Raw genomic sequence first — 15,597 nt, forward strand, 5'->3', positions numbered from 1 at the left:
GTCACTATAAGCGCGATCGTGCCCGAAGTTGATCTTGTCGGTCAGTTCCGCGCGGCGCACACCAGCGCGAAGCGGTCGTCGGGATCGGTCCAGGTGCGGTCGACGTCGAATCCCGCCTCCGCCAACTCCCGCCGGATGCCGTCGAGGGTGAACTTGGCCGAGATCTCCGTTCGTAGCTGCTCACCCGCGGTGAACTCGACGTCCAGATCCAGCTCGCCCACGCGGACCGACATCGCACGCTCGGCCTCGAGCCGCATCTCGATCCACTCGTTGTCGGCGTCCCACAGCGCGACGTGCCGGAACTCGTCCACCGGGAAGTCGGCGTCGAGCTGACTGTTGAGCACCTGCAGTACGTTGCGGTTGAACTGGGCTGTCACCCCGGCGGCGTCGTCGTACGCGGGAACGAGGACGGCGGGGTCGATCACCAGTCCGACACCGAGGAGGAGGTGCTCCCCCGCTTCGAGGACGTCGGCGATTCCGGAGAGGAACTCCGCCCGCTCGGCGGGCACCATGTTCCCGAGGGTGCCACCGAGGAACGCGATCGTGCGGCGACCACCGCGTGGAAGGTGGTGCAGCGACTCGGTGAAGTCGCTGACGACGCCGTGCACGGTCAGATTCGGGAACTCCGCACCGATCTGCCCCGCGGCGCCCTCGAGTGCGGACACCGACACGTCCTGCGGTACGTACGTATGGAGGTTTCCGCGGCGGGTGCCTGCGTCCAGCAGGAGCCGTGTCTTCTCCGACGACCCGGATCCGAGTTCCACGAGAATCTCCGGCGCCGCGACCTCGGCGATCTCGCCCGAATATCGTCTGAGCAGTTCCCGTTCCGTGCGCGTCGGGAAGTATTCGGGCAACGCGGTGATCTGCTCGAACAGCTCGCTCCCGCGGGCGTCGTAGAAGTATTTGGGAGGCAGCCATTTCGGGTTCGAGGTGAGCCCGACGGTGGCGTCCTTGCGCAGACCTGCCTTGAGCTGCTCGGGCTGCAGGTACACCTCGAGTGTCGGTGTGGTGGTCATCGTGCTCCCATCTCGAGCGGGGTGACGATCAGGTGTCCGGGGCGTGCGCTGATGAAGTGACGGTCCGGAATCGATTGCCATGCGGGGTTGTCGTCGTAGGGTTCGGACATCACGATGGCCCGCTCGTCGTCGACGAGCGCCGACAGCGAGTGATGCCAGGTGGTGGCCCACAGTTCGCTGCCGTTGCCCAGCAGCAGATTCACTCGCGAGTTCGGGGCCGCAGCGACCACGGCCTGTACAAGTGAACACATCGCCTTCTCGGGGTCCTGCTCACCGAGCGCCCGGCGCAGGAGCAGCCACAGCGCGGCCGAATCGGTCGGTGCCTCGAGTTGCAGCAGATCGCGCACGGGGAGTTCCGCGGCGAGCCCCGCGAGCGACTCGGGCCACCCACGCACCACCCCGTTGTGACTGAAGGCCCAGGTCTCGTCGGAGAACGGCGCACAGGCCGTGTGCTGCACGGGCATGCCGACCGTCGCCGACCGCGTGGCGGCGACCACGGCGCGGGAGCGGATGTTCGGCAACATCTCTCGCACGGCGGGGTCGGACCACAGCGGCTGAGCACTGCGGTAGCGGGAGAATCCGTCCGTTCCCCACCAGCCCACACCGAATCCGTCGGCGTTGATGGTTCCGCCGCCCCTCATGTCGCGTGGCGCGTAGGACTGGCACAGTAGCGAGTTCTCGCCGCGCCCCAGGAGGTCGCCCACCGACTGTTCCGGCCCCAGATAGCCCAGGTGTCGGCACATCTCAGCGGTCGTCCCCCGGAAGGTTCCGGGCACAGCGGAATCCGGAGAAGATCTGTCTGCGGATCGGGTGGTCCCAGTTGCGGAACGTCCCACGGCAGGCCACCGGATCGGTACCGAACGAACCGCCGCGCAGCACGCGGTAGTCGCCGCCGTAGAACACCTCCGAGTACTCGCGGTACGGGAACGCCGAGAAACCGGGATAGGGCTCGAAGGACGACGACGTCCACTCCCACACGTCACCGATCAGCTGATGGACGCCGAGCGGGGACGCCCCCGACGGGTATGCCCCGACCACCGCGGGACCGAGGTGGCGCTGCCCGAGGTTGGCCAACGAGGAGTCGGGTTCGCCATCACCCCAGGGGAATCGGCGCGAGCGGCCGGTGAACGGGTCCCACCGCGCGGCCTTCTCCCATTCGGCCTCGGTCGGAAGCCTCTTGCCGTCCCAGCGTGCGAACGCCTCGGCCTCGAAGAAGCTCACGTGCACGACCGGTTCCTGGAGATGGATCGGCTCGGTCACCCCGAACCTCCGGCGCCACCAGGTTCCGCAGCCGTCGTTCTCCCAGAACTGGGGTGCATCCCACCCCGCTTCGAGGCGGTGCGCCCATCCCCGCTCACTCCACAACTCGGGCCGCACGTAACCACCGTCGTCCATGAACTCGAGGTAGCGGCCGTTGGTGACGGGGACGGCGTCGATCACGAACGCCGGAACGTGCACGGGGTGCGCGGATCTCTCGTTGTCGAGTGCCCACGGATCGTCCGACGTTCCCATCGTGAATTCGCCGGAGGGAATGACCACTTCGTCCTCGTCGATCGCCCCGCCGACACGCGGCGCGCTCTCCGCGGCCAGCACTGCGGCACCGGAGCGCAGTTGATGGGTGGCGAGCATCGTTTCGGCATGCTGCTGCTCGTGCTGCGCGATCATGCCGAACGCGAATCCGTTCTCCTCGAGCGGCCGGCCACGGAACGTGCTGCCGTCGAGCACGTCCCACGCCTTGGCTCGGACAGTACGCACGTATTCCCTGGCCTCGTCCGGGGTCAGCAGCGGCAGGGACGGCCGGGAGTTCCTCGAATGTTTGAATGCGTCGTACAACTCGTCGATGTCGCGGCGGACCGGTTCCCGGCCCCCGACGTCCCGCACGAGCCACAACTCTTCCTGATTGCCGATGTGCGCGAGATCCCACACGAGCGGGCTCATCAACGGGGAATGCTGTGCGACGAGGTCCTCCCCGTCCACACAGTCCGTCAACCCGGCGGTGCGCTCCCGCGCCCGTGTCAACACCGTCTCGATCTTTTCGCGGGTACCCATCAGCGGTCCTCGCTCGGGGCCTGGCCCCGGCAACATCGTTCGGCGGCGGCGTCGAGCAGTCTGACGAATTCGGGATCGGGTGAGTACGCCGCCGCCAGGGACAGGAGAGCTGTTGCCGCAGCGCGCAGTTCGAGGTCGGCCAGACCGAACTCGGCCGCGTCCCGCCAGCGTTCGGCGGTGGGTAGCGCCGCGTCGAGTGCCTCGGCCATGGCACCCGGACCCGACAGCAGCGCGTCGATCGCCGCGATGGGTACCCGCCACTGGTCGCCCGGTTGTGCGTCGAGGTAGCGCACCTCGAGGTGACCGGCCGCACGAACGGGCGGAAACAGGGTGGTGAGGTGATAGTCGAGGTCGGCGGGCGTCGGGCGGCCGATCACGTCGTCCAGTGCGCCCTCGACCCAGTCCGCGAAAGTTGCACCGTCGGGCGCCGTCCAGTCCGTGCCGTCGTTGCGGATACACAGCAACGGCACGTCCAGCACCCACCCCGCATAGTCCGCGATGTGCGGGGTTCCGGTGGTGCGCGGCGAATCGAGTTCGAGCCACGTTCGCATCCGCTGCGACGCCCACTGGCCGTCGGGTACCCCGTAGAGCCGCGGCGAACACGCGAAGGCCGCGATCAATGCCGGCCCGATGACGTGCAGCAGGTGCCACCGCTTCTCGACGGCAACCGGATCGGCCCCGGCGTCCACGCTGATCTGCGTTGCGGCGGTGTTGCACATCATCAGCTTCCCGAAGGGCCCGATGCCGGTGAAGCGGGATTCCATGGCGCAGTACCGCGGCGATTGGAGGAGACGTTGCGCGGGCCGTCGGGTGTCCGCGGCCTCGGACGACATGAGGATCGATCGGGACGACAACAGTTCCGCGAGAACCGCCTGATCGGCGGCGAGATAGTCGCACAATTCGCGTGCGGAGTAATAGGGGGCGCTGGACAGTTCGATCTGTCCGCCGGGTTCGACCGTGACGGCGCTGCCACCGGGAAGGGGCTGAGCAGGAGAGGAAGGATCGATGGTTCTGGGAGTGTGCGGCCCGAGAGCTTCGGCGAGAGCGGCGAGGTCGGGTCGCACGTAATCCGGCAGTTGCGCGGTCAGCCACTCCAATTCCGCGCCGATCAACTGCGGTGGCCCCAGTTTGAAGCACACACCACCCAAGTACGCCTCTGCCGCCGGCCGCGACGTGAAACACGTTGCCTCGACGGACTGAACTGCAGTAGCCATTCGACCCTCCCCTTCGGGCGCCGCCTGAACGTCGTTATCGACATTAGAGCGCCTCGGCCGTCGATGCACGCCCCAACGGCATACTTTTCGAGGAACCTGCACGGGTACGTTCGAGTCCATTCATTGCAAATAGGGAGGTATCGGACATGCTCGACCTCGAGCAGGCGCGACGGGACACCCCGGGCTGCCTCGACAAGGTGTTCCTCGACAGCGCGGGCTCCTCGCTTCCGCCGACCCCGGTCCTGGATGCCGTGTTCGCGCACCTGCGCCGGGAGGCCGACGTGGGCGGCTACGTCGCGGCCGCCGAACGAGCCGACGATCTCGCGGCCGTGAAGTCGTCCCTGGGCCGGCTGATCGGGGCGAGCGCCGACAGCATCGCTCTGGTGGACAGTGCCACCACCGCCTGGAACGACTTCTTCCATGCCGTCCCGCTCCGGGCCGGCGATCGCGTGCTGATCTCGGAGGTCGAGTACGCCAGCAACGCCATCGCCGTCCTGCAGCGGGCGCGGTCCGTGGGCGCGACGGTCGACGTGATCCCCAGCGACACCGCAGGCCAGATCGATGTCGCCGCCCTGGAGGCGCTTCTCGACGATCGGGTTCGTCTCGTGTCCCTCGTGCACGTGCCGACCAACGGCGGCCTGGTCAACCCCGTCCGTGAGGTGTCGGAGCTGGCACATTCGCACGGCGCGCTGGTGCTGCTCGACGCGTGCCAGTCCGTCGGTCAGATCGCCCTCGACGTGGGCCAACTGGGCGTCGACGCACTCTCCGCCACGGGCCGCAAATGGCTCCGCGCGCCGCGGGGCACCGGCTTCCTGTACGTCCGGCCGGAACTGGCCTCGACCCTCGAGCCTGCCGCCCTCGACCTGCACAGCGCGGAGTGGACCGCGGCCGATGCGTACCGGATCGCGACCGATGCGAGCCGGTTCGAATTCTGGGAGTGCGACGTCGCCGCACGCCTCGGTCTCGGGGTGGCGGCCGACTATCTCCTCGACCTCGGGGTGAACGACGTCGAGGCGGCCGTTGCGGCCGGGGCCGAGCACCTCCGGTCGGGGCTCGCGGCGATCCCCGGTGTCACCGTGCGCGATCTCGGCGCCCGCCGCTGCGGAATCGTCTCGTTCACCATCGACGGGTTCGATCCGGGCGACGTCCGGAAGCAGCTGGCCGCCCGCAACGTCACCGTCACGGCCAGCCTGCGCGGATCGACACTGCTGGACATGAGCGCCCGCGGACTGGACGCCGTGGTGCGGGCATCGCCGCACTATTTCTGCTCCCCGGACGACCTCGACCGGTTCCTCGCGGAGATGCGGACACTCGCGAACTAGGCGCAGTAGGCTGAATTCACCCGAGAACCAGGACTTCGCGATGACGGACCAGGGATCACCGGCGCTGCCACGCTTCGCCGCGGAGAAGGTCGTGCAATTGCAGACGCGCAAACGCGACGGCTCGTGGGTGGACACTCCCGTCAATTTCGCCGTGAAGGGCGATCGGGCGTACTTCCGCACCCCGGGCCGGGCGTCCAAGAACAAGCGGCTGCGCAATTTCCCGGACGTCCGGATCCGCCCGTGCACGTGGTCCGGCAAGCCGACGGGTCCGCAGGCGCAGGCCACGGCGCGACTGCTGTCCGGTGAGGAGGCGTGGGCCGCGGGCGCCCTGATCGACGAGAAGTACCCGGTGGTGCAGCGGATCGGGGTGCATCTCGCGCACCGGCTGGCACGCACGTCGACGCTGCACTACGAGCTGTCCGGCGTGACGGACCTCCCCGGACAGCCGGGCCCTCGCCGACCTCCGGACTCGACGTCCCACTGACCGGGAGATCCACCGAATCGGGTTTTGTAACAGGTTACAGTTTGAGGGTAACCCACGTCACACTTCGCCTGTGACCGCCCGAGAGGACTTCCACCCATGGTCGACGCCACACCGATCCGCCCCCGGTCCGCAGCAACGGTCGCCGAGTGGGATTACGAGGCCGACGTCGTGGTCGCCGGTTACGGCATCGCCGGTGTGTCCGCCTCCATCGAGGCCGCGCGCGCCGGCGCCGACGTCCTGGTCCTCGAACGCACCAGCGGTTGGGGCGGCGCCGCCGCTCTCGCCGGCGGCTTCATCTACCTCGGCGGAGGGACGCCGCTGCAGAAGGCGTGCGGGTTCGACGACTCCCCCGAGAACATGAAGACGTTCATGATGGCTGCGCTGGGCCCGGGTGCCGACGAGGAGAAGATCACCGACTACTGCGACGGCAGCGTCGAGCACTACAACTGGCTCGTCGACTGCGGTGTCCCGTTCAAGGAAAGCTTCTGGGGCGAACCCGGCTGGGAACCCCCGTTCGACGACGGACTCATGTACTCCGGCGGCGAGAACGCGGCGCCTTTCAACGAGATCGCGACCCCCGCACCGCGCGGCCACGTTCCGCAGATGGACGGCAAGCGGACCGGCGAGAAGGGCGGCGGCTACATGCTGATGAAGCCGCTCGTCGAGACCGCCGAAAAGCTAGGGGTCCGAGCCGAATACGACATGCGCGTCCAGACTCTCGTCACGGACGACACCGGTCGCGTCGTCGGGATCGTCGCCAAGCAGTACGGCAAGGAAGTGGCAGTCCGGGCGCGCCGCGGCGTCGTCCTCGCCACCGGCAGCTTCGCCTACAACGACAAGATGATCGAGGCCCACGCGCCGCGGCTCATCGGCCGCCCCGGTGCCGCCATCGAGGAGCACGACGGACGGTCGATCCTCATGGCGCAGGCCCTCGGCGCCGATCTCGCCCATATGGACGCCACCGAGGTCGCGTTCGTCTGCGACCCCCAGTTGATCGTCCGCGGCATCCTCGTCAACGGCCGGGGTCAGCGCTACGTCCCGGAAGACACCTACTCCGGGCGGATCGGCCAGATGACCCTGTTCCACCAGGACAACCAGGCGTTCCTCGTCATCGACGAGGAGTCGTACGAGGAGGGCGCGGCCGCCACCACGGCCACGCCGTTCCTGCGCGTCCAGCCGAAGTGGGCGGCGGAGACCGTCGAGGAACTCGAATCCGACATGGGCCTGCCCGCCGGCGCACTGCAGTCGACCGTCGAGGTGTACAACAGGCACGCCGCCGCAGGATCGGACCCGTTGCTGCACAAGAAGTCCGAGTGGGTGAAGCCGATCGGCACCCCCGTCGCGGCACTCGACCTGCGCGGGTTCACCCTCGGCTTCACTCTCGGCGGACTGCGGACCACCGTGAACTCCGAGGTACTGCACGTCTCCGGCGAACCGATCCCCGGCCTCTTCGCGGCGGGGCGGTGCACGTCCGGCGTGTGCGCGGGCGGTTACGCCAGCGGCACCTCCCTCGGCGACGGCAGCTTCTACGGCCGCCGCGCCGGCATCAGTGCGGCGAAGCAGGCCTGACCGGGCCTACCCGACGAGCCGGACCGTCACTCCGGCTGCGAACCGGTAGGGCTGGGTACTCAGTACCGCGCCGAGGCTCTTGCGCAGACGCGAGACCTCGGCGCGGACCGCCACCACGTGGTCGCGGTCGCCGAACAACGCTTCGCTGAGCGAGGCTGCGTCGACGCCCGCCGGTCCCGCGACCGACAGCACCCGCAGGATCTGGGCGTGCCGGGGCGAAAGCGCCCGCGTCCAGTTGACGTCGCCCCGGACCGTCACGTGCGGCGCGTCACCGAGGTCGAGTTCCAGTTCGATGGCCGCCCCGTCGACGCGCCTGCGCACCAGCCAGCCGTCGCCGAGCGGTTCGGGCACGCACAGCCCGAGCCCCGGGACGAGCAGTGGCCGGTCCAGGCTCGGCGGCGCGACCCGCTCCGGCGCCGCGATGCCACTCGCCTCCGCGACCCACCCGTGCTTGTCGACGACCAGCGCCGGACCACCCGCCGACGCCAGCAACGGTGCCGCCCGGCCGCGCAGCTTGTCCAGTTGCGCCGTGTGCTCACGCCACAGCGTCGCCTCTGCCAGGCGCACCGCGGTACGGACGAGCGCGACCGTGGTCGGGTGTACGGACATCGCCGACCCACTGATGTCGACCACGCCGAGGATCTCACCGGTGCGCGGGTCGTGCACCGGTGACCCGGTGCACGACCAGCCGTGATGCGAAGGGGCATAGTGTTCGGCCGAGAACAGTTGCACCGCAGCATCTTCGATCAGCGCCGTGCCGATCGCGTTGGTACCGACCGCCTGCTCCGCCCAGCGCGCACCCTCCGTGAACCCGAGGGCATCGGCCACTTTCCGGACCCCGCGGGATCCTTCCCGCCACAACAGGACACCGTCGGCGTCGGCGATGACCACGATGAAGTTCGCGTCGTCCGCGACCTGCGTCAACGTGCTGCGCAGTTCCGGGAGCACCGTGCGCAGCGCCGTCCGGGTACGCCGCGCCTCGATCTCGGAGAAGTCGGCGGGCTCCACCTCCGCGCAGTGGTCCGGGCTCACCCCGCCGGCCTGCAGTCGGGACCACGACCGCGCCACCACGTCCCGCGGAAGCGCGGGCGGCTGCTGCCCGGACAGCACGGCGTCGTGCACCCGGCTGAGCAGCCGCGCATGCCGCGGCAGATCCACACCGGTTGCCACTGCGGTCAGCCGGTCTGTGGTCGGACGTTCAGCGCTCACAACGCCGAGGCTACCCCCGGCGCTGTGAGCCACACCACTGTCCGTCATCGGATCGGCTGCAACCCTTCCTCCTGATCCTTGATCTGGACGGCCAGATACTTCGAGTAATGCCGCGACCGACCTGCATCTCGGTGCCGCCGGCGAACAGCTCGAATGCTCGATGGTTCCCTCGAACGTGTCGCGATCGCGATCTGCGGAATGTTCGGCACCCCACTCATTCCCGTGGCGGGACGACGTGCCGCGGGTGAACTCGGTTCCCATCCGCACGTTGAGTTCCATTGCGTCGGCGTAGAACTCGAACCACTTCGCGAGCCGCCCTTGGGCGAACACCGGCCAGCGGTCGGGGGAGTTCAGGTACGGCAGGTGGTCGTACCAGACCAGGTCCAGGCGTGCCGCTCGACGTCGTCGTCGCGCCACAGCTGAACGACACCGCGACCGCCGAATCCGGTCAGCCGCCGCCCGGCGATGTGTCCCGGCTGCGGGATGGTGGCGTCGAGCGTGGCGGTCACGAGGTCCTCCGCCGTCGGGAATCGAGAAGTTCGATACCTCTGGGATACGGGCCACGGCACCGCGCAGCCCGCCCGAGGACACCCGATTAGCAGGTCAGCGGGCCATCCGGTAGAGTTCCATAAGTTGTCTCGGCGAGGGTGAACCAGAAGTTCCCATTGACTGGCTCACCGTGATCGACGCGGCGACGGCTCTGCTCGAGCGTTTCGCTCCTGGCCGTCGCGTGTTCGTCCCTCGTCGACTCGAACCGCCCGCCAGTTACCACCGTGAGTTGTAGGAGCCGTTTCACCATGTCTGACGAAAATCGCCTCGTAGCCGCCGTGCGCACCGAGTTCGGCAAGGGTGCCGCCCGCCGCGCGCGCCGCGACGGCCAGGTCCCCGCGGTCCTGTACGGCCACGGTGAGGACCCCCGCCACCTGAACGTCCCCTCCCGCGACTTCGCCGCCATCCTGCGCGCGCACGGCACCAACGCCATCCTGACCCTCGACATCGAGGGCAAGGAGCAGGTCGCGCTCACCAAGTCGGTCGTGGTTCACCCGATCCGTAACTACATCGAGCACGCCGACCTCCTCGTCATCAAGAAGGGTGAGAAGGTCACCGTCGACGTTCCCGTCGTCGTCACCGGTGAGGCCGCTGCCGGCACCCTGGTCGCGCAGGACGCCGCCACCATCTCCCTCGAAGCGGACGCGCTGCACATCCCCGAGCAGATCGAGGTCTCGGTCGAGGGCCTCGAGGTCGGCACCCAGATCCTGGCCAACCAGCTCGAGCTGCCCAAGGGTTCCACCCTGCAGGCCGACGAGGAACTGCTCATCGTCAACGTCGTCGCAGCCCCGACCGCTGCCGACCTCGAAGAGGAGACCGGCGAAGCCGCGGCCGAGCCCACCGAGGCTCCGGCCGAAGAGGGCGCCGAGAGCTGATCCTCTCGCAACCGCACTGATGTCGGCGGCGCGTCGTCCCGGATTGTCCGGGGTGACGCGCCGCTGTCGTCTGACACGACCCCCTCACGCACGGAAGGACCCTGTCGGTGAGTGAAGACACCGCCCTGGTGGTGGGCCTGGGCAATCCCGGACCGCAGTACGAGAAGACCCGGCACAACGTCGGCTTCATGGTGGCCGGCGTGCTGTCCTCTCGCATGGGTGGCAAGTTCAGCGCGCACAAGAAAAGCGGCGCCGAGATCGTCCAGGGACGACTCGAGGGCCGTCCGACGATCCTCGCCAAACCGCGGTCGTTCATGAACCTGTCCGGTTCCGCCGTCGCCGGCCTGGCCCGGTTCTTCTCCGTCGATCCGGGCAATATCGTGGTCATCCACGACGAACTCGACCTCGACTTCGGGACGATTCGCCTCAAGCAGGGCGGCGGCGAGGGTGGGCACAACGGACTGCGGTCCATCTCGAGTGCACTCGGCACCAAGGACTATCTGCGCACCCGCGTCGGAATCGGTCGTCCCCCCGGACGGATGGATCCGGCGTCGTACGTCCTGAAGCCGTTCTCGTCGGTGGAACGCAAGGAACTCGACCTCGTCTGCGAAGAGTCGGCCGACGCCGTCGAACTGGTCCTGCGCGTCGGGCTCGAGGCCGCGCAGAACCGCCTGCACTAGGCGCTTCGCGCCCGTGCGTGGTGAGCGAGTCCAGAGACTCGTCAACCACGCACGGGCCCGCAGGGCCTAACTGACCAGATTCGCCGACGTGGCGCGGCGGAGTTTGCCCGACGACGTCTTGGGGATGCTGCCGGGGCCGAGGACGGCGACGGTGCGGGGTCGCACACCGACCTCGGAGAACACCGCATGCACGACCTCGTGCTCGATGCGCTTGACCACTTCGGGGTCCTGGTAATCGTTGGTTTCGACCGCGACGGCGAAACTTTCCCGCTTCTGCCCCGCGTCGAGGCGGACGGCCACCGCGTTGCCGGGACGCACTCCGGCGACGGTGCCCGCGGCCCGCTCGATGTCGGTCGGGTAGATGTTGCGGCCACCCATGATGATGACGTCCTTGACGCGACCGCACACGACGACGAGGCCCTCTTCGGTGAAGTAGCCGACGTCGCCGGTGTTCAGCCAGCCGTCCGCGTCCTGCGCGGGCTTGTGCCCGTCGACCGTGATGTATCCGGGGGTGACCGCCTTGCCGCGGACCTCGATGATGCCGACACCGCGGGTCGGGAGCAGGTCACCCTCGCTGTCGACGACGCGCCCCTCCAGGTTCGGCACCATCTTTCCGAGAGTGGCGAGGGCACGCGCGTTCGGTTTGCTCGACGGGACGGCGCGTTGCATCGCCTCGAGGAGATCCGGGTCGACGAGGTCGAGGACCTGGCCCTGATCCGGATCCGGGATGGAGACGGCGAGGGTGGTCTCGGCCATGCCGTAGACGGGGGCGAGCGCGGACGGGTTCAGGCCGAAGCGGGCGCCCGCGTCGGCGAGCTTGTTCATCGTCTCGGGGTCGACGGGCTCGGCACCGTTCCACATGTACCGGACGGTGCTGAGGTCGACGGCGCCGTCCTCCGCCTGCTTGAGGCGGCGGGCGAGCAGCGAGTACGCGAAGTTGGGGGCGGCTGTGACTGTGCCCTTGTACTTCCCCATCAGTTCCGCCCACAGCAGCGGCGTGCGGAGGAAGTCCATCGGGGTGATGCTCACGACCTCCGCGCCGACCTGCATCGGCACGCTCAGGAACCCGACCATGCCCATGTCGTGGAACAGGGGCAGCCAGCTGATCATCACGTCGTCCTCGATGGAGAACTTGATGCGGTCGATCATGGCGTACGCGTTGGTGTAGAAGTTCTCGTGCGTGATCTGCACGGCCTTGGGCGAACCGGTGGAACCCGACGTGAGCTGCTGCAGCGCGATGTCGCTCTCGAACGTCTCGACCGGGTCGGTCTCCGTGCCCTCGTTCAGCTCGGCCACCGTCACCACGGTGATGCCGCGCTCCTCCAGCAGCGGCTTGGCGGCGTCGAACGGCGCACCGAGGATGACGGCCTTCGCCTGGATCATGTTGATGACGGTCTCGGTGTCCTTGGCCCACACGGCCAGGTCGGTTCGCGGCGTCGGCTGATGCAGCATGGTGACGGACGCCCCGCGCATCCAGGTGCCCTGGCAGGAGGGTGCGATGTCGACGGGCTGACCGGCGAGGATGCCGATGGCGTCGCCGTGGCCGATACCCGTCTCGGCGAGCGCCCCCGCCATGCGGCGCGCGGCCTTGTGGATCTCGCCCCACGGCTGCCGCAGCGGCGCGTCGGGCTCACCCGTGTTGAGGCCACGGGTGCTGCTCGCCGCGGTCGCGTACATCTCGTCGGTGAACTTGCTCACAGTCTTCCTCCTGCACATACGGGTGTCCGAACGCAGAAACGATGAACTCCGGAGCGCCCCGACGACTCACCCATATAAATCCCTCACCGGCCTCCGATCGTTACTCCTCCCTGGATGTGACTGTGCTGCGAGTACGTGTTCGGCACCCGAGTAACCTGGTATGCGGCCACACGGCCTTCCTGCACGCATCACGTCCCCCGAGAGGTTCTTCGTTGACTACCCCGTCCGACTCGGCCGACACCATTCCAGCCGAGGGGGCGCCTGTCGCCACGTCCGGCTCACCGGAGGGGAAATCCGAGAAGGGTGTCCGGGCGGAGGCGTCACGTCGCCGAACGTTCGCCGTGATCTCCCATCCCGACGCCGGTAAGTCGACACTGACGGAGGCTCTCGCACTCCACGCGAAGGTCATCTCCGAAGCGGGTGCGGTCCACGGCAAGGCGGGCCGCAAGTCGACGGTGTCCGACTGGATGGAGATGGAGAAGGCCCGCGGTATCTCGGTCAGCTCCACGGCCCTGCAGTTCAACTACCGCTCGACCGAGGCGTCGGCGGACGACCCCGTCGACAACGTGATCAACCTGGTGGACACTCCCGGTCACTCCGACTTCTCGGAGGACACGTACCGCGTTCTGACCGCGGTCGACGCCGCGGTCATGCTGATCGACGCCGCGAAGGGTCTCGAACCGCAGACGCTGAAGCTGTTCCAGGTGTGCCGTCACCGCGGAATCCCGGTGATCACCGTCATCAACAAGTGGGACCGGCCGGGCCAGACGCCGCTGGAGCTCCTCGACGAAATTCAGGAACGCATCGGTCTCACCCCCACTCCCCTGTACTGGCCCGTCGGGATCGCCGGCGACTTCCGGGGCCTGCTGCGGCGCGGCGAGGACGGTGCCCCGCGGGAGTACATCCGGTTCACCCGTACCGCGGGTGGCGCGAAGATCGCGCCGGAAGAGGTCATGGACGCCGACGCCGCCCTCGCGAAGGAGGGCTCCGAGTGGGAGACCGCCGCGGAGGAGAGCGAGCTGCTGTCGGCCACCGGTCAGGACCACGACCAGGAACTGTTCCTCGGCGGCCAGACGTCACCGGTGATCTTCGCGTCGGCGATGCTCAACTTCGGTGTCCGCCAGATCCTCGACACGCTCGTCGAGCTGGCGCCGCCGCCGCGCGCCCGGGAGGACGTCGGCGGCACCCCTCGCGAGGTCACCGACCCGTTCAGTGCGGTCGTCTTCAAGGTCCAGGCCGGAATGGACACCGCGCACCGCGACCGGCTGGCGTTCATGCGCATCGTGTCGGGCGTGTTCGAGCGCGGCATGGTGGTCACCCACGCCCAGACCGGCAAACCGTTCACGACGAAGTACGCGCAGACCGTGTTCGGTCGCGAGCGTTCGACCGTGGAATCGGCGTACCCCGGCGACGTGGTGGGACTGGTCAACGCGACCGCGCTCGCCCCCGGCCACACCCTGTTCTTCGAGAAGAAGGTGGAGTTCCCGCCGATCCCGTCGTTCGCGCCGGAGCACTTCTCCATCCTGCGGGCGGAGAGCGCGGGCAAGTACAAGCAGTTCCGGCGGGCCGTGGATCAGCTCGACTCCGAGGGTGTCGTGCAGATCCTCCGCAACGACCTGCGTGGCGACGCCTCGCCGGTCATGGCGGCCGTCGGTCCGATGCAGTTCGAGGTGGTCGCGGCGCGGATGAAGGCCGAGTTCAACGTCGAGGCCCGGATGGAACCTCTGGGCTATGCGTTGGCGCGGCGCACCGACGCCGAGTCGGCCGACGAGCTGAACCGTCAGCGCGGCGTCGAGGTGTTCACCCGCTCGGACGGGGTGATGCTGGCTCTGGTCAGCGACAAGTGGCGCCTGCAGTACATCCAGAAGGAGCTGCCCGACCTCACGCTCGAGCCTCTCGTGGCCGCCGCCGACTAGTGTCCACGAGCCGCTGACGAACGCTTCGACCATCGACGGGGTCCCGCCCCGCCGATGGTCGAAGACGTTACTGCGCCAGCACTTTCCGCCCCGCCGCCACGATCTGCTCCAATTCGTACCGGTGCTGCGCGCTGGCGTCGACGAGCGGCGCCCGGACCGATCCGGCGTCGAGGCCGGTGAACGTCACACCCGCCTTCACCAGCGCGACGGCGTATCCGGGAGTGGTGTCGCGAAGCCGGACCAGCGGATGGAAGAACTCGCGGTTGAGCGAGGCGACCAGTTCGGTGTCGTCCTCCTCGAGCGCCCGGTAATAGGCGAGAGACACATCCGGAGCGAATGCGAACGTCGCGGAGGAATAGAGCGTGACGCCGATGCTCCGGTAGGCCTGCTGCGAGACCTCCGCGGTCGGGAGTCCGTTGAAGAATTGAAATTCTTTGTCGCCGAGAGAATCACGCAGAGTACGCACGATTCGTGACGTCAGGTCGAGGTCACCGACGCCGTCCTTGAACCCGACGACCTTCGGCAGTCGCGCGACCGCGAGAGCACTCTGCTCGGTGAACTGACCGTTCGCGCGGTGGTACACGATGACCGGGAGGTCACTCGCCTCCGACACCTGCTTCACGTACTCAACCAGGCCCTGCGCAGGCGCGCCGACGAGGTAGGGCGGCAGGAGCAGGATGCCGTCCGCTCCCGCCTCCTCGGCGATGGCCACGAATTCCTTCGCGACGGGCAGGGCTCCACCGGCGCCGGCGAAGACCGGGACACGGCCCTTCGTGGCCGTGACGACCGTGTCCACCACGGTCCGGAACTCGGCCGCGGACAGCGCGTGGAACTCGCCGGTGCCGCACGCGGCGAACACTCCACCCGGCCCGGCCGCGACGCCGGATTCGATGTGCTGTGCCAGTGCGGGAAGGTCGACGTCGCCGTTGCTGTCGAACGGTGTGACGGGGAAGAACAGAACTCCGTCAAGCATGGTTGACTCCTTGAATCATGGTCGGGTGTGGCAGTCGAAGAGC

Annotated in this window: 14 protein-coding genes; 6 read left to right on the forward strand and 8 right to left on the reverse strand. The window is 68.2% G+C overall.

Going from position 1 to position 15,597, the window contains the following annotated elements:
• Positions 1-41 precede the first annotated feature (41 nt).
• The 4 genes from egtD to egtA are packed head-to-tail and all read right to left on the reverse strand — an operon-like array spanning position 42 to position 4,279.
• Complete coding sequence (gene egtD, locus DTA22_RS18420; RefSeq protein WP_112300499.1) at positions 42-1,016, reverse strand: L-histidine N(alpha)-methyltransferase; 975 nt, start codon at positions 1,014-1,016, stop codon at positions 42-44.
• Positions 1,013-1,759 (reverse strand): ergothioneine biosynthesis protein EgtC, encoded by a 747-nt coding sequence (egtC, locus tag DTA22_RS18425; protein ID WP_112300501.1) that lies wholly within the window; start codon positions 1,757-1,759, stop codon positions 1,013-1,015. Before egtC ends, egtD begins: the two co-directional genes overlap by 4 nt.
• A 1-nt stretch (position 1,760) precedes the next feature.
• Positions 1,761-3,065, reverse strand: a complete 1,305-nt coding sequence (egtB, locus tag DTA22_RS18430; protein ID WP_112300503.1) for an ergothioneine biosynthesis protein EgtB — start codon at positions 3,063-3,065, stop codon at positions 1,761-1,763.
• Entirely contained in the window at positions 3,065-4,279 is a 1,215-nt protein-coding gene (gene egtA, locus DTA22_RS18435; RefSeq protein WP_112300504.1) for an ergothioneine biosynthesis glutamate--cysteine ligase EgtA, read from the reverse strand. The genes egtB and egtA overlap by 1 nt, the downstream gene beginning before the upstream one ends.
• A 146-nt stretch (positions 4,280-4,425) precedes the next feature.
• On the opposite strand from egtA, the gene DTA22_RS18440 reads away from it, so the two are divergent.
• From DTA22_RS18440 to DTA22_RS18450, 3 genes are all read left to right on the forward strand, one after another.
• Positions 4,426-5,601, forward strand: coding sequence for an aminotransferase class V-fold PLP-dependent enzyme (locus DTA22_RS18440; protein ID WP_112300505.1), 1,176 nt, complete (start codon positions 4,426-4,428; stop codon positions 5,599-5,601).
• Between the two features lie 40 nt (positions 5,602-5,641).
• Positions 5,642-6,085, forward strand: coding sequence for a PPOX class F420-dependent oxidoreductase (locus DTA22_RS18445; protein ID WP_112300506.1), 444 nt, complete (start codon positions 5,642-5,644; stop codon positions 6,083-6,085).
• Between the two features lie 96 nt (positions 6,086-6,181).
• The gene (locus DTA22_RS18450) at positions 6,182-7,654 is read left to right on the forward strand and encodes an FAD-dependent oxidoreductase (protein WP_112300507.1); all 1,473 of its coding nucleotides are present in this window, start codon (positions 6,182-6,184) and stop codon (positions 7,652-7,654) included.
• A 6-nt stretch (positions 7,655-7,660) separates the two neighbouring features.
• Here the strand turns inward: DTA22_RS18450 and DTA22_RS18455 are convergent, their stop codons facing one another.
• Both DTA22_RS18455 and DTA22_RS36075 read right to left on the reverse strand, forming a co-directional pair.
• A complete protein-coding gene (locus DTA22_RS18455) occupies positions 7,661-8,911 on the reverse strand; it encodes a GAF domain-containing protein (protein ID WP_112300529.1) in 1,251 nt (416 codons plus the stop codon).
• Between the two features lie 302 nt (positions 8,912-9,213).
• On the reverse strand, positions 9,214-9,372 hold the full coding sequence (locus tag DTA22_RS36075; RefSeq protein WP_160118524.1) for a hypothetical protein: 159 nt from the start codon (positions 9,370-9,372) through the stop codon (positions 9,214-9,216).
• Positions 9,373-9,660: 288 nt separating this feature from the next.
• On the opposite strand from DTA22_RS36075, the gene DTA22_RS18470 reads away from it, so the two are divergent.
• Together DTA22_RS18470 and pth are read left to right on the forward strand one after the other, a co-directional pair.
• On the forward strand, positions 9,661-10,287 hold the full coding sequence (locus DTA22_RS18470; protein ID WP_037243870.1) for a 50S ribosomal protein L25/general stress protein Ctc: 627 nt from the start codon (positions 9,661-9,663) through the stop codon (positions 10,285-10,287).
• 107 nt (positions 10,288-10,394) lie between these two features.
• Positions 10,395-10,967: an aminoacyl-tRNA hydrolase gene (pth, locus tag DTA22_RS18475; protein ID WP_037243869.1), complete on the forward strand. Its 573-nt coding sequence runs from the start codon at positions 10,395-10,397 to the stop codon at positions 10,965-10,967.
• A 66-nt stretch (positions 10,968-11,033) separates the two neighbouring features.
• Here the strand turns inward: pth and DTA22_RS18480 are convergent, their stop codons facing one another.
• Positions 11,034-12,665 carry a fatty acyl-AMP ligase gene (locus DTA22_RS18480; protein ID WP_037243867.1) on the reverse strand — a complete coding sequence of 544 codons (1,632 nt, stop codon included), beginning with the start codon at positions 12,663-12,665 and terminating at the stop codon, positions 11,034-11,036.
• A 212-nt stretch (positions 12,666-12,877) separates the two neighbouring features.
• Here DTA22_RS18480 and DTA22_RS18485 point away from each other — a divergent pair, with 212 nt between their 5' ends.
• Positions 12,878-14,581: a peptide chain release factor 3 gene (locus DTA22_RS18485; protein WP_112300508.1), complete on the forward strand. Its 1,704-nt coding sequence runs from the start codon at positions 12,878-12,880 to the stop codon at positions 14,579-14,581.
• Between the two features lie 67 nt (positions 14,582-14,648).
• Here the strand turns inward: DTA22_RS18485 and DTA22_RS18490 are convergent, their stop codons facing one another.
• Positions 14,649-15,554, reverse strand: coding sequence for a 5-dehydro-4-deoxyglucarate dehydratase (locus tag DTA22_RS18490; RefSeq protein WP_037244248.1), 906 nt, complete (start codon positions 15,552-15,554; stop codon positions 14,649-14,651).
• Positions 15,555-15,597 lie beyond the last annotated feature (43 nt).

It is taken from the genome of Rhodococcus wratislaviensis (assembly GCF_900455735.1).
In the GTDB taxonomy this organism is placed as follows: Bacteria; Actinomycetota; Actinomycetes; order Mycobacteriales; family Mycobacteriaceae; genus Rhodococcus_F; species Rhodococcus_F wratislaviensis.

Coding starts and splice junctions, on each gene's coding strand:
- egtD (WP_112300499.1), bottom strand. CDS start 1,016: ATGACCACCACACCGACACTCGAGGTGTACCTGCAGCCCGAGCAGCTC.
- egtC (WP_112300501.1), bottom strand. CDS start 1,759: ATGTGCCGACACCTGGGCTATCTGGGGCCGGAACAGTCGGTGGGCGAC.
- egtB (WP_112300503.1), bottom strand. CDS start 3,065: ATGGGTACCCGCGAAAAGATCGAGACGGTGTTGACACGGGCGCGGGAG.
- egtA (WP_112300504.1), bottom strand. CDS start 4,279: ATGGCTACTGCAGTTCAGTCCGTCGAGGCAACGTGTTTCACGTCGCGG.
- DTA22_RS18440 (WP_112300505.1), top strand. CDS start 4,426: ATGCTCGACCTCGAGCAGGCGCGACGGGACACCCCGGGCTGCCTCGAC.
- DTA22_RS18445 (WP_112300506.1), top strand. CDS start 5,642: ATGACGGACCAGGGATCACCGGCGCTGCCACGCTTCGCCGCGGAGAAG.
- DTA22_RS18450 (WP_112300507.1), top strand. CDS start 6,182: ATGGTCGACGCCACACCGATCCGCCCCCGGTCCGCAGCAACGGTCGCC.
- DTA22_RS18455 (WP_112300529.1), bottom strand. CDS start 8,911: ATGACGGACAGTGGTGTGGCTCACAGCGCCGGGGGTAGCCTCGGCGTT.
- DTA22_RS18470 (WP_037243870.1), top strand. CDS start 9,661: ATGTCTGACGAAAATCGCCTCGTAGCCGCCGTGCGCACCGAGTTCGGC.
- DTA22_RS18490 (WP_037244248.1), bottom strand. CDS start 15,554: ATGCTTGACGGAGTTCTGTTCTTCCCCGTCACACCGTTCGACAGCAAC.